The organism is Rhizobium sp. KDH_Rht_773_N, from assembly GCF_052946295.1.
On the sequence record NZ_CM129525.1, the window covers coordinates 1,485,274 to 1,498,033 of the forward strand.

Annotated in this window: 14 protein-coding genes; 9 read left to right on the forward strand and 5 right to left on the reverse strand. The window is 62.9% G+C overall.

The window, feature by feature from the left end; genetic code table 11:
* Positions 1-12: 12 nt before the first annotated feature.
* Genes ACU8HS_RS07570 through ACU8HS_RS07585 form a run of 4 tightly spaced genes read left to right on the forward strand, consistent with a single transcriptional unit; the run spans position 13 to position 4,079 of the window.
* Positions 13-1,551, forward strand: a complete 1,539-nt coding sequence (locus ACU8HS_RS07570; protein WP_447015699.1) for a S10 family peptidase — start codon at positions 13-15, stop codon at positions 1,549-1,551.
* A gap of 48 nt (positions 1,552-1,599) precedes the next feature.
* Complete coding sequence (gene otsB / locus ACU8HS_RS07575) at positions 1,600-2,397, forward strand: trehalose-phosphatase (RefSeq protein ID WP_447015700.1); 798 nt, start codon at positions 1,600-1,602, stop codon at positions 2,395-2,397.
* A gap of 38 nt (positions 2,398-2,435) precedes the next feature.
* The gene (gene otsA / locus ACU8HS_RS07580; RefSeq protein WP_112755355.1) at positions 2,436-3,809 is read left to right on the forward strand and encodes an alpha,alpha-trehalose-phosphate synthase (UDP-forming); all 1,374 of its coding nucleotides are present in this window, start codon (positions 2,436-2,438) and stop codon (positions 3,807-3,809) included.
* 60 nt (positions 3,810-3,869) lie between these two features.
* A complete protein-coding gene (locus tag ACU8HS_RS07585; protein ID WP_112565258.1) occupies positions 3,870-4,079 on the forward strand; it encodes a TOBE domain-containing protein in 210 nt (69 codons plus the stop codon).
* A gap of 3 nt (positions 4,080-4,082) precedes the next feature.
* Here ACU8HS_RS07585 and tsaA read toward each other — a convergent pair whose 3' ends face one another.
* Positions 4,083-4,592, reverse strand: a complete 510-nt coding sequence (gene tsaA, locus ACU8HS_RS07590) for a tRNA (N6-threonylcarbamoyladenosine(37)-N6)-methyltransferase TrmO (protein ID WP_112755353.1) — start codon at positions 4,590-4,592, stop codon at positions 4,083-4,085.
* A gap of 217 nt (positions 4,593-4,809) precedes the next feature.
* A complete protein-coding gene (locus tag ACU8HS_RS07595) occupies positions 4,810-5,517 on the reverse strand; it encodes a glutathione S-transferase family protein (RefSeq protein WP_112755351.1) in 708 nt (235 codons plus the stop codon).
* 113 nt (positions 5,518-5,630) lie between these two features.
* On the opposite strand from ACU8HS_RS07595, the gene ACU8HS_RS07600 reads away from it, so the two are divergent.
* The gene (locus ACU8HS_RS07600) at positions 5,631-6,524 is read left to right on the forward strand and encodes a LysR substrate-binding domain-containing protein (RefSeq protein WP_112755349.1); all 894 of its coding nucleotides are present in this window, start codon (positions 5,631-5,633) and stop codon (positions 6,522-6,524) included.
* On the opposite strand, the gene ACU8HS_RS07605 is transcribed toward ACU8HS_RS07600, so the two are convergent.
* Positions 6,525-8,108, reverse strand: a complete 1,584-nt coding sequence (locus tag ACU8HS_RS07605) for a peptide chain release factor 3 (RefSeq protein WP_112565250.1) — start codon at positions 8,106-8,108, stop codon at positions 6,525-6,527. It lies immediately after the preceding gene.
* A 90-nt stretch (positions 8,109-8,198) separates the two neighbouring features.
* On the opposite strand from ACU8HS_RS07605, the gene dut reads away from it, so the two are divergent.
* Positions 8,199-8,669, forward strand: a complete 471-nt coding sequence (dut, locus tag ACU8HS_RS07610; protein ID WP_447015701.1) for a dUTP diphosphatase — start codon at positions 8,199-8,201, stop codon at positions 8,667-8,669.
* Positions 8,670-8,743: 74 nt separating this feature from the next.
* On the opposite strand, the gene ACU8HS_RS07615 is transcribed toward dut, so the two are convergent.
* On the reverse strand, positions 8,744-9,211 hold the full coding sequence (locus ACU8HS_RS07615; RefSeq protein ID WP_447015702.1) for an Lrp/AsnC family transcriptional regulator: 468 nt from the start codon (positions 9,209-9,211) through the stop codon (positions 8,744-8,746).
* A 96-nt stretch (positions 9,212-9,307) separates the two neighbouring features.
* Here ACU8HS_RS07615 and ACU8HS_RS07620 point away from each other — a divergent pair, with 96 nt between their 5' ends.
* The gene (locus ACU8HS_RS07620) at positions 9,308-10,222 is read left to right on the forward strand and encodes a DMT family transporter (protein WP_113412559.1); all 915 of its coding nucleotides are present in this window, start codon (positions 9,308-9,310) and stop codon (positions 10,220-10,222) included.
* Between the two features lie 3 nt (positions 10,223-10,225).
* On the opposite strand, the gene ACU8HS_RS07625 is transcribed toward ACU8HS_RS07620, so the two are convergent.
* Complete coding sequence (locus ACU8HS_RS07625) at positions 10,226-10,744, reverse strand: Dps family protein (RefSeq protein WP_112565243.1); 519 nt, start codon at positions 10,742-10,744, stop codon at positions 10,226-10,228.
* Positions 10,745-10,976: 232 nt separating this feature from the next.
* Here ACU8HS_RS07625 and ACU8HS_RS07630 point away from each other — a divergent pair, with 232 nt between their 5' ends.
* Together ACU8HS_RS07630 and cysK are read left to right on the forward strand one after the other, a co-directional pair.
* Positions 10,977-11,594, forward strand: coding sequence for a LysE family translocator (locus ACU8HS_RS07630; protein ID WP_112705126.1), 618 nt, complete (start codon positions 10,977-10,979; stop codon positions 11,592-11,594).
* A gap of 142 nt (positions 11,595-11,736) precedes the next feature.
* Entirely contained in the window at positions 11,737-12,699 is a 963-nt protein-coding gene (gene cysK / locus ACU8HS_RS07635) for a cysteine synthase A (RefSeq protein WP_112565240.1), read from the forward strand.
* The last annotated feature ends 61 nt before the right edge of the window (positions 12,700-12,760 follow it).

Here is a 12,760-nt window from a genome sequence, read left to right on the forward strand (position 1 = left end):
GAGGAGATTGACTTGCGCTTGCGATCCCTGCTTTTCATTGCTTCGCTGACTGCCGCACTCGCGCCGGCCCTGGCTTTCGCGCAGGGGGCCGCGGAACGCCGCGCCCCCGCCCAGCAGAGCGCCGTGCGCGAGGGGGTGCTCAAGCTGCTGCCTGCAGATTCCGTGACCGCGCATGAATTGACGACGGCGGAGGGCCGGAGGATCGCCTACACGGCGACCGCGGGCACGCTCGACCTCTTCGGACAGGATGGCGGGCAGAACGCTGCGATCTTCTATACCGCCTACATTGCCAGGGATGCGGGGCCGGACCGACCGATCACCTTCGCTTTCAATGGCGGACCGGGGGCTGCCTCGGCCTTTCTGCATCTCGGCCTCGTCGGCCCCAAAGTTCTGGATTTCGGGCCGGACGGACGCGACGGCGCCAATGCGAAGCTTGTCGACAACCCGCATAGCTGGCTCGATTTTACCGACCTCGTGCTGATCGACCCGATCGGCACCGGCTGGAGCCGTACCGTGAAGGCGGACGACGCCTCGAACTATTACAATGTCGGCTCCGACGCGCAGACGATGGCGAAGGCGATCGCCCTCTATGTCGCCCACAACAACCGCGCCAATTCGCCGAAATACCTGCTCGGCGAAAGCTATGGCGGCTTTCGCGCCGCCAAGGTCGCCTCGGCGCTGCAGCAGAGCCAGGGCATCATCATCGCCGGCACCGTCATGCTTTCGCCGCTGCTTGAAGGTCAGCTGATGTTCAATGCCGACCAGTTCGCCCTCGGTGCCGCATTGGAATTGCCCTCATTGGCAGCCGCCGAAGCCGACCGGCACAAGAGCTTCAGCGAATCCGGCCAGCGCGTTGCCGAGCGTTTCGCGCTTGGCGAATATCTGACGACGCTTGCCGGCCCCGCACCGGCGGGCGATGCGGCAACGGCCTTCTACAACAAGGTCTCCGCTCTGACGGGCATCCCGCAGGACATCGTCACCCGCAATCGCGGTTTTCTCGGCGATGCCTATGCCAAACATTCCGGCAACGAGGCGGGCAAGGTGATGAGCCCTTACGATGCCGCCTTCGCGACGCCCGACCCCTATCCGGAATCCGATTACGACCGGGGCGACGACGCGATCCTTGACGGCTTTACCCGCGCCTATGGCGGCGCTTTTGCCGACTATGCCCGTAACGAGCTCGGGTTCAAGACGGAGATGACCTATACGCTGCTCGAAAGCGATGTCAGCCGTCGCTGGGAATGGGGCAGCGGCCGCGGCGGCGGTTCGCGTTTCCAGGCGAGCGCCACCGACGACATCCGGCAGATGCTCGCCTCCAACCCGTCCTTCCACCTGCTGATCGCGCATGGCTACAGCGATCTCGTGACGCCCTACGGCGTCAGCCGCTATGTGGTCGATCACCTGCCGCCGTCCCTTGCGGAAAATCGCGTGTCGCTGAAGCTCTATCGCGGCGGGCATATGTTCTACACGACCGCTGGCCAGCGCGCCGCTTTCACGGCGGATGCGAAGGCCTTTTATGCCGGGCATCCGGCCGGCACGCCGGCGGATTGAACGCGACGAAGGGTTGCCGGAGGAGCGTGCTGACCTAGTTTCCCCGGCATGACGAACAGCAATCGGCTATCAGAAGCTCCGCTATCCGGCGGCGCTTCCCGACAGGACGAGACCTTCTCCACGCTCTCTTCTTATCTTCCGAACGGTGCCCTCTTCCTCGATATAGACGGCACGCTCCTCGATCTTGCGCCGACGCCGGACGAGATCATCGTGCCGCCATCGCTGCCTGCACAGCTTGACGCGCTGTCGCGCAGGCTCGGTGGCGCGCTGGCTCTGGTGACGGGGCGCGGACTTTCCTATGCCGACCGCCTCTTCGCGCCTTTCCAGTTTCCGACCGCCGGACTGCACGGAGCCGAGCGGCGCAGCCCTGACGGCAGCATCTCCAGGGTGGAGCCGACGGGCGAGTTCGAGAGGCTGAAAACCGAACTGCGGGCAAAAACGGCAGGCTGGGCCGGCATTCTCATCGAGGACAAGGGCGCGGCCGTCGCCGCCCATTTCCGGCTTGCGCCGGCGCGACAGGCGGAACTGATCGAACTGATGCAGCGTTTGGCGGATCGCGCAGGGCCGGAATGGACACTGCAGCACGGCAAGATGGTTCTCGAAATCCGGCCTGCCGGAGCCAACAAGGGGGACGCGCTCGAACGCTTTCTCGAAAACCCGCCCTTTTTCGGCCGCCGCCCGATCGCCATCGGCGACGACCTGACCGATGAGGCGATGTTCGGCACGGCGAACCGGCTTGGCGGCTATTCGATCCGCGTCGGCGCCCCTTCGCGCGAAACCGCCGCGCGCGGCATTCTGCCTTCGGCGGGGGCGGTCCGCGAAATCGTTGCCCGTTTTGCCGGCTGATTGCGTTGCTGCCATTATTTCAGTGAAAGGAATTTGCCATGAGCCGCCTCGTCGTCGTTTCAAACCGGGTGCCTGTTCCGGAAAAGAAAGGGGCTGCGTCTGCCGGCGGGCTTGCCGTGGCGCTGGAGGCAGCCCTTGAGAAGCGCGGTGGCGTCTGGATGGGCTGGTCGGGCAAGGTGGATGACGACGGAGAGCCCGGCCCGCTTGCGATCGAAGAACGCGGCAACATCACCTATGCGCTGACCGACCTGACATCCAGGGATGTCGACGAATATTACTTCGGCTTCGCCAACCGCATGCTCTGGCCGATCTGCCACTACCGCCTGGATCTTGCCGAATATGGGCGCACGGAGATGGCCGGCTATTTCCGCGTCAACCGCTTCTTCGCCCATCGGCTGGCGCCGCTGGTCAAGCCTGACGACCTCATCTGGGTGCACGACTATCACCTGATCCCGCTTGCCGCCGAGCTTCGGCAGATGGGGCTGAAGAACAGGATCGGCTTTTTCCTGCATATTCCCTGGCCGCCGGCCGACGTGCTCTTCGCCATGCCTGTCCACGAGGAGATCATGCGCGGGCTCGCCGCCTACGATCTCGTCGGCTTCCAGACCGATCACGACCTGGAAAATTTCGCGGGCTGCCTGCGACGCGAGGGGATGGGCGACATGGCCGGCGAAGGGCGTTTCACGGCCGGCGAGCGCAGGTTCCGCGGCGGAGCCTATCCGATCGCCATCGAGACGGCCGCGTTTGCGGAATTCGCCCGGAGGGCCGGCAGCCACAGCATGGTGCTGAAGGCACAGCAGAGCATCGAAAACCGCAGCCTCATCATCGGCGTCGACCGGCTGGACTATTCCAAGGGCATTACCCAGCGCATCGACGCGTTCGAACATTTCGTCACCAACAACCCGGCGCATCAGCGCAAAGTCACCTATCTGCAGATCACGCCGAAATCCCGTTCCGAAGTTCCCGAATACGAGGCGATGCAGCGCATGGTCGCCGAACAGGCCGGCCGCGTGAACGGCGCGCTCGGCACGGTCGACTGGGTGCCGATCCGCTATATCAACCGCTCCGTCAGCCGGCCTGTGCTGGCCGGCCTCTATCGGCTCGCCAAGGTTGGGCTCGTGACGCCGCTGCGCGACGGCATGAACCTTGTCGCCAAGGAATATGTCGCCGCGCAGAATCCCGATGATCCGGGCGTGCTGGTCCTTTCCCGCTTTGCCGGAGCGGCGCGCGAACTGAACGGCGCCCTGCTCGTCAATCCCTATGACATTGTCGGCACGTCCAATGCGCTGGCGCGCGGCCTCAATATGCCGCTCGAGGAGCGTCGCGAGCGCTGGCGGCGGATGATGGACCATCTTCTGGCGCACGACGTCTCGCGCTGGTGCGACGACTTCCTCAACGATCTCGCCGCCTGAAGGTTTGACGGACGCGCCCGCCGGCGGATAATCTCGCCGATACGCAAACGGAGGATTTCCATGAAGATCAGTGCACGCAACCGCCTGAAGGGCAGGGTCGTGGATGTGGTGAAGGGCGCGACGACAGCCCATGTCCGCATCGACATCGGCAACGGCGCCATCGTCACCGCCTCGATCACCAACGAGGCCGTGGACGAACTCGGCCTCAAGGCCGGCGCCGAAGCCTATGCGGTCGTCAAGGCTTCCGACGTGATGGTGGCCGTCGACTGAGCCTCATGGCATGGACGTATCGCCGATCTGGAAATCGCCCGGCTGCGGCGGGGCGATGGGCGTGAAGAGCGCCCGGTCCGGTTTCAGGTCGAGGAGCGGCGTGCCGTCGAGGCAATCCAGGCCGCGCACCAAGACCGCGCTGCCCTCGACCGCTTCCAGCTTGACGATGGACGTGCCGATCGGATTGGGCCGAACCGGCGAGCGTAGCGAAAAGGTGCCGTGCGTCTTGCCGTTACGGGCCGGGCTCTGCAAGAGCAGATCACGCCGCGACTGGTGCAGCCAATAGAGCACCTCCAGGCGTTCGAAAGCTGCAATGCCCTGCAGGGCCGGCACCCAGGGATCAAAGATTTCGATACGGCACAGCGGCCCGTCATGCCGCCCCTGACGCGGCGTTTCCATGCGCGACGTCCAGGGTGTGAAAATGCGGCCGATGAAAACCAGGCCGGCATCGCTGTGATCGGGCGGATTTTCGAGGGCGACCTCGTTTTCGCGAATCTCGTTTTCTCTCACCATCGGCTGCTCTCCCTTCAGGAACGGCACTATGGCACGACGTTATAGCAGTTGGAATACAGCGCTTCGGCTCTCAGGCCGGTGGCGGGTTTTCCGGCCAGTCCGTCGTCATCTCGGCCTGGACCGGTCGATCGAGATAAGTCGGGAGCGCCACATCGGTTTTCGCCCCCCTCACGCCGGATAAGATGCCGCCCCGACCGGGCAGGGCGGCACGACACCATCAAGCGGCCCGGCGCAGCAGGCCGAGGGCTTCATCCAGATCGATTTCGCCGAGGAAGCGCCCGATACTTTCCGCCTTTTCCTGATGTTCGATCGCATGCGCGAAGCGAACGGCGGGTTCCTGCTGCATGCGTTGATAGAGTTCGTTCACGGCAGGAAAGAGCCCGATATCGACGGCTTTGTGGAATTCGTTCCAGCGGGCGATACCGGTGAAATAGGCATCGGCGATGCCCGGCCCGTCCCCCAGCAGCCATTTGCGGCCGGCAAGCAGACGCTCCAGCATGTGATGGGCCTTCTCCACCTTGGCCTTGCCATAGGCCACGAGAACCTGCTTTTCGGTGGGTTCCAGTTCATGCTCGGCCGTATGCCAGAGCGCACTGAAGGCATTGAAGAAGCTGGTGTTCAGATAGGCGAGCATCTGGTTCAGACGGTCGAACTCCGCCGTGCCCTGCGCAAAGCCCAGGCCTTTGTCGATCGAGCGTGCGCCGATGCAGTTCAGGATCGCCATGCTTTCGCTGATCAGCCGGCCATCGGGCAGCAATAACGACGGCGTTTCGCCGACCACGTTGATATGCCGGTAATCTTGACCGGAGACGACCTCGGGCATCTGAACGCGGCAGAGACGGTACGGCAGACCGGACCATTCCAGCGCGACGATGGAACCGAAGGAGCAGCCTTCCGGCACGCCGTAAAAGAGTGTGAGTGACATTGTCGGGGGTCCTTGCATCAAGAATTTGTTGACCCGGCCAATATGACTTTGTGGACGATCTGATGATAGACAGTAATAATGCACCTCAAAGTCCACAGATATGGAAGCCGAACGTGACCGTCTTCAACCTCAACGACCTCCATCTCTTCGTACAGGCGGTGGAAGGCGGCAGCTTCACGGAGGCAGGCCGCCGCCTCGGCATTCCGAAATCGACGGTCAGCAAGCGGGTGGCGGAACTTGAAAAGAGGCTTGGCGTGCGGCTGATCCAGCGCACGTCACGCAGCTTTGCCCTGACGGAGATCGGCAAGGACGTGTTCGACCACGCGCAGGCCTCGATCATCGAAGCGGAAATGGCCGAGAGTATCGTGCGCAACCGGCTGGGAGAGCCGAGCGGCACCGTCCGGCTGACGGCAGCAGTGCCGACGGCGCAATTCATGCTCGCCGAGCATCTGGCCGAACTGACAGTGCGCTATCCAAAACTCAAGGTGTCGCTGCATGTGACGGACCGTTTCGTCGATATCGTCCAGGAAGGCTTCGATCTTGCGCTGCGCAGCCACCGTTTCCCGCTTGCAGATTCGACGCTCGTGCAGCGCCGGATCGCGGTTCATCCGTTCCTGCTCGTCGCTTCGCCGGACTATATAGCGCAATATGGGAAGCCCGAGCGGGTCGAGGATATCGCCGACCACAGGGCGGTCATGCCGAGCCTGTCCGACGAGCGGTGGCGCCTTGTCTCGCAGGACGGCGCCGAGGCCGTGGTGGCGCCTCGCCCCGTCGCGGCGGCAGACGAGCCGATGGTTCTGCTGAAAGCGGCCGCGGCCGGCATGGGCATGACCATTCTGCCGACATCGGTCTGCAACGACGCCCTGAAGGACGGAAGGCTGCTGCGGCTGCTGCCCGACTGGACGGCCGGCAGCGTCACCACGACGATCCTCATGCCGCACCGGCGCGGGCAGTTGCCTTCCGTGCGCGCCGTCGTCGAATTTCTGGCCGAGCGGCTGGCGGGATGATCAGGCCGCCTTGGCGGCGTGATATTCCTTGATCGCCGCCATCTTGATGGCCGGATAACGCTCCGCCTCGTAACGCAGCGAGAAACCGTCCTGGGCCAGGAAGACCGGGTCGCCGTCGAGATCGCGGGCGATATCGCCACGCTTGACGGTCAGGAACTTGTCAAGTTCCGCAGCCTGGTCGGAGGAGACCCAGCGGCAGACGGAGAAGCGGGACATTTCGAAGGAAACGGGCAGGCCGTATTCGGCCATCAGCCGCTCCTTCAGGACGTCGAGCTGCAGCGCGCCGACGACGCCGACGATGGCGGGCGAACCGTCTTCCGGCTGGAAGAGCTGGACCACGCCTTCTTCCGCCATCTGCTGCAGGGCTTCCTTCAGCTTCTTGGCCTTCATGGCATCTTCCAGGCGCACGCGGCGCAGGATTTCCGGCGAGAAGTTCGGCACACCCTGGAAAACCAGGCTTTCACCTTCCGTCAGCGTATCGCCGATGCGCAGCGTGCCGTGGTTCGGAATGCCGACCACGTCGCCGGCAAAGGCGGTATCGGCCAGCTGGCGCTGCGAGGCGAAGAAGAACTGCGGGGCGGTCAGGCCAAGCTGCTTGCCGGTGCGCGCAAGGCGGGCCTTCATGCCGCGCTCCAGCTTGCCCGAGCAGATGCGGGCAAAGGCGATGCGGTCGCGATGGTTGGGATCCATGTTCGCCTGGATCTTGAAGACGAAGGCGGTCATCTTGTCTTCGGCGGCATGCACGGTTCTGACATCGGCCACCTGGTCGCGCGGCGGCGGCGCAAAGGCACCGAGCGCATTGATGAGGTCGCGAACGCCGAAATTGCGCAGCGCAGAGCCGAAGAAAACCGGAGTCATATGGCCTTCGAGGAACGATTCCCGATCGAAGGGACGGCAGGCTTCGATGGCCAGTTCCACCTCTTCGATGAAGGCGTCGCGCTCGTTTTCCGGCAGGCGGTCGGCCACGCTCTGCGGGCCGTTGACCGGCGTGACGGCAACCTCGGTATCGGAGCCCCGAACCGTATTTTCCTTCAGATGATAGGAGCCGCAAAAGGTCTTCGAGCGGCCGATCGGCCACGTGACCGGGGCCGTGTCCAGCGCCAGCTTCTCCTCGACTTCATCGAGGATTTCGAAGGGATCGCGGCTTTCGCGGTCCATCTTGTTGATGAAGGTGATGATCGGAATGTCGCGCATGCGGCAGACTTCGAACAATTTCAGCGTGCGCGGCTCGATACCCTTGGCGGCGTCGATGACCATGACGGCGGCATCCACCGCCGTCAGCGTGCGGTAGGTATCGTCGGCGAAGTCTTCGTGACCGGGCGTGTCGAGAATGTTGAAGACATTGCCTTCATATTCGAAGGTCATGACCGAGGTGACGACCGAGATGCCGCGTTCGCGCTCGATCTTCATCCAGTCCGAGCGGGTCTGCATGCGGTCCTTCTTCGCCTTCACTTCACCGGCGAGCTGGATGGCGCCGCCGAACAGCAGCAGCTTTTCGGTGAGCGTCGTCTTACCCGCGTCCGGGTGCGCGATAATAGCGAATGTGCGGCGGCGGGAGACCGCCTCGGCGAGACTTTCGGCCATGATGTGAATCCTGTGGAATTGCCGCGTATCTAGCGATTAAAGCGCGCCATTGCAATTGACCTTGCGGCATTGGGCACGAAGTAATGCCGCATGACCGTTCACACAGACACCCGCCCGAGCCTCAATCTGATCCGCCTGCCGAACGGCGAAGGCCTCGATCTGCCCGCCTATGAAACGCGCGGTGCCGCCGGCATGGATCTGCGCGCGGCGATCGACGCGGACAAGCCGCTGATGCTGGCGTCCGGCAAACGCGCGCTCGTTCCGACCGGCTTCGTCTTCGAAATCCCCGAGGGTTTCGAAGGCCAGGTGCGCCCGCGCTCCGGCCTTGCCGCCAAGAACGGCGTCACCTGCCTCAATGCACCCGGCACCGTCGACTGCGACTATCGCGGCGAAGTGAAGGTTATCCTCGTCAATCACGGCGAGGAGGATTTCACCATCACGCGCGGCATGCGTATCGCGCAGATGGTGATTGCGCCCTTCGTTCAGGCCCGGATCACAGAAGCCCTGGAGACGACCGAAACCGAACGCGGCGCCGGCGGCTTCGGTTCGACTGGCGTATGAACGCCACCGAGCCGGCCGGACTTACGTTTCGACCGGATTATTTCAGCGGCCGATGCCTGGGCGGATTTCTGAGACTATCTTTTCCGGATCAATGGCGGCAGGCGGCGCTTGACCGGCGAGGACTTGATCATCGACGTATTGGTCTCCGCCCTCTCGGCGACCTTGTCGAGGATGTTGTCCAGTTCCGCCATAGAGCGAACGACGAGGCGGGCGATGAAACAATCGTCCCCCGTGACCTTGTCGCATTCAATGAACTCCGGCGTGTCCTGAATAATGCGCTCGACGATGTGAAGCTGACCGGGCAGCGGGCGCACCCGCACGATCGCCTGAAGCGGGTAGCCGATCGCCGCCGGATCGAGATCGATGGTGAAAAGCGTCACGACGCCGCGATCCTCGAGCCGGCGCAGACGCTCCGCCGCGCTCGGCGAGGAAAGCCCCACTGCCTGGGCGAGCTCTTTTAGGGAAATACGAGAATTTCCCGCCAATGCCTCTATCATTGCGCGGTCAATATCGTCGACTGCCTGCATCTCGTTAGCCAACATGGCGAAAACTCCTAACAAGATTAGGTTTATCCAGCCGTTCCCTTTCTTATTCTATAGATATTGCTGCGCTGCCGCAATACAATTTCCCGCTAACGGATGGAGAGCGCGATGCAGAGTGAAATCAGAAGAGGCACGGCGGAGATGACGGCAGCAATGCTGATCTCGGGAACGATCGGCTGGTTCGTCGTGATGTCAGGCCAGCCGGTCAGCGGCGTGGTCTTCTGGCGCTGCTTCTTCGGCGCGCTGACCCTGCTTGTCGTCTGCACGGCGCTCGGCCTGCTCAGGCCCGGTATCATCAGCCTGCGTTCGCTCGCTATCGCTGTCCTCGGCGGCATCGCCATTGTTGCCAACTGGCTTCTGCTGTTCGCTTCCTATTCGCATGCGTCGATCTCGATCGCGACGACCGTCTACAATACCCAGCCTTTCATGCTGCTTGCGCTCGGCGCACTCTTTCTCGGCGAGAAGATCACCGGCACAAAGCTCTTCTGGCTTGGGCTTTCCTTTGCCGGCATGGCGGCGATCGTCGAGGCGAAACCGCAGGCCGACGCCGTCTCCGGCAGTTACGGTCTCGGCATTCTGTTGGCGCTCGGCGCTGCCTTCTTCTATGCGCTGGCCGCGCTGGCTGCCAAATGGCTGCGCGGCACGCCACCGCACCTGATCGCGCTGATCCAGGTTTCGACCGGCATCCTCATGCTGACGCCCATGACCGATTTTACGGATCTTCCGGCCGATACGGGCTCCTGGCTGATCCTGATCGCCGTCGGCGTCATCCATACCGGGCTGATGTATGTGCTGCTCTATGGCGCGATCCAGAAGCTGCCGACGCATCTGACGGGCGCGCTCTCCTTCATCTACCCTGTTGCCGCCATCCTGGTCGACCGCCTCGCTTTCGGCCACGCGCTGCAGCCGATGCAGATTGCCGGGGCGGCAATCATTCTGCTTGCCGCCGCCGGCATGAATCTCGGCTGGTCGCCGGCGAGACTGATGCGCCTGCCGGCGGCGAGAGGCTGAACGTTACTTGGCCTGGCGCGTCGTTTCGAACAGGAACCAGGTGCGGCGTTCGCTCTGGTCGATCCAGTTCTCGATCAGGCTGGCGGTCGCGACGTCATTGTGCTCGTCGCAGACTGCATGCACCTCGCGCAGGATGGAGACGAGGTGAAGATTGTCTTCGCGCAGCTCCGAGAGCATGTCCTCGGGCGTGACATAATCGGCATCATTGTCCGGAATGCGCTGCTGGCGGGCGATCTGGCCGATCGAACGCAGCGTCGTGCCGCCGATCTTGCGGGCACGCTCGGCAACCTCGTCCGTCATGTCGAAGATCTGCTCCGCCTGCTCGTCAAGCAACAGATGGTAGTCGCGAAAATGCGGGCCGGACATGTGCCAGTGGAAGTTCTTGGTCTTCACGTAGAGCGCAAAAACATCGGCAAGCAATGCCGTCAGCGCGGCCGAGATGTCGGTGATCGCATTGGTCGGCAGGTCGGAGGGGGTCTTGAGCGGCGAACGTCTGCGGGCTTCGGCTGAGGTAGGCGACATGCATTCTCTCCTTGGTGATGAAAATCGTTTGCGCCGACGGCCTGGGGGAAGCCGCGGCGGGCCGTGTCTGCGGCCGCGTGCAAGGGGAAAATAGCAAGGCAACATCGCTTTCCAAGTAGATCATCGTTCAACCGACCTATTCTTTATGGTTATGGACGGATCAGCGTCAGGCGATTGATGCAGGCTGCGGCAAGCGCCTATAGGAAGGCCAGGCAACCGCTTGGAGCTGAAGATGAGCCTTACCGCCCTGATCGCCTATGCCGGCGCCCTGTTCATCGCCGCCGCCATTCCCGGACCGGGGATCACGGCGATCGTCGCGCGTGCGCTCGGCTCGAACTTCCGCGAGACTTTCTTCATGGGCCTCGGCCTCGTGCTCGGCGACATGACCTATCTTACCGCCGTTATCCTGGGCCTTGCCTTCGTGGCGCAGACCTTCACCGAGATCTTCCTCGTCATCAAAATCGCCGGCGCGCTTTATCTCGGTTACATCGCCTGGAAGCTCTGGACCGCCGGCCTGCTGCCGCAGGATATCGCCGCGAAGAAATCCGGCAGTGCCGGCATGTCCTTCCTGTCCGGCCTGCTGGTGACGCTCGGCAATCCGAAGACCATGCTCTTTTACGTGGCTCTGGTGCCGACGCTGATCGATCTCAACAGCATCGGCATGCGCGAATATCTGATGCTGCTCGCCGTCACCTTCGCGGTGCTGATGATCGTGCTCATTCCCTATATGCTGCTTGCCTCGCGCGCCCGCACGATGCTGAAGCAACCGCGCGCCCTGCAGGCGCTGAACCGGGTCGCCGCCAGTATCCTGGCGGGCACGGCCGCCTTCATCGCCACGCGTGCAGCCTGAAATAAACATTCGGCAACGGACGGTTTTCAAAGGATTTTTTCTCTGGCTCGAGCGGTGGGCGGATGAAGCCACTCTGGTCTCACCGCCGGTTTGACCCTATTGTTTCCACAGATTTCAGAATGGATTTCAAAGGGAGAGCACCATGTCGCACAAACCGGGCCGCGGCCGCATCTATTCCTCTATTACCGATACAATCGGCGACACGCCGCTCGTTCGCCTCGACAAGCTTGCCAAGGAGAAGGGCGCGGTCGCCAACATCCTCGCCAAGCTGGAGTTCTTCAATCCGATCGCCTCGGTGAAGGACCGTATCGGCGTCGCGATGATCGAGAGCCTGGAGACGCAGGGCAAGATCTCGCCCGGCAAGACCGTGCTGATCGAACCGACATCGGGCAATACGGGCATTGCGCTTGCCTTCGCGGCTGCCGCCAAGGGCTACAGGCTGATCCTCACCATGCCCGAGACGATGTCCGTCGAGCGCCGGAAGATGCTGGCGCTGCTCGGCGCCGAACTGGTGCTGACGGAAGGCGCCAAGGGCATGAAGGGCGCGATCGCCAAGGCCGAAGAACTTGCCGCCTCGCTTCCTGACGCCGTCATCCCGCAGCAGTTCGAAAACCCGGCCAATCCGGAAATCCACCGCAAGACGACGGCCGAGGAAATCTGGAACGACACGGACGGCAAGGTCGATATTTTCGTTGCCGGCATCGGCACGGGCGGCACGATCACCGGCGTCGGCCAGGTGCTGAAGAGCCGCAAGCCGGATATTCGGGTCGTTGCCGTCGAGCCGGCCGACTCGCCGGTCCTGTCAGGCGGCACGCCCGGCCCGCACAAGATCCAGGGTATCGGCGCCGGCTTTGCGCCGAAGATCCTCGACACCAGCATCTATGACGAGGTCGTCACCGTCAGTAATGACGAGGCCTTCCAGCAGGCCCGGCTGGTCGCCAGGCTCGAAGGCGTGCCGGTCGGAATTTCCTCGGGTGCTGCGCTGACGGCCGCAATCGAAGTGGGCCGCCGCCCGGAAAATGCCGGCAAGACCATCGTCGTCATTATTCCGTCCTTTGCGGAACGGTATCTCTCGACGGCGTTGTTTGAGGGGTTGGGAAGCTAAGCGAATAGCGAATAGCGAATAGCGAATAGCGAATAGCGAATAGCGAATAGCGAATAGCGAA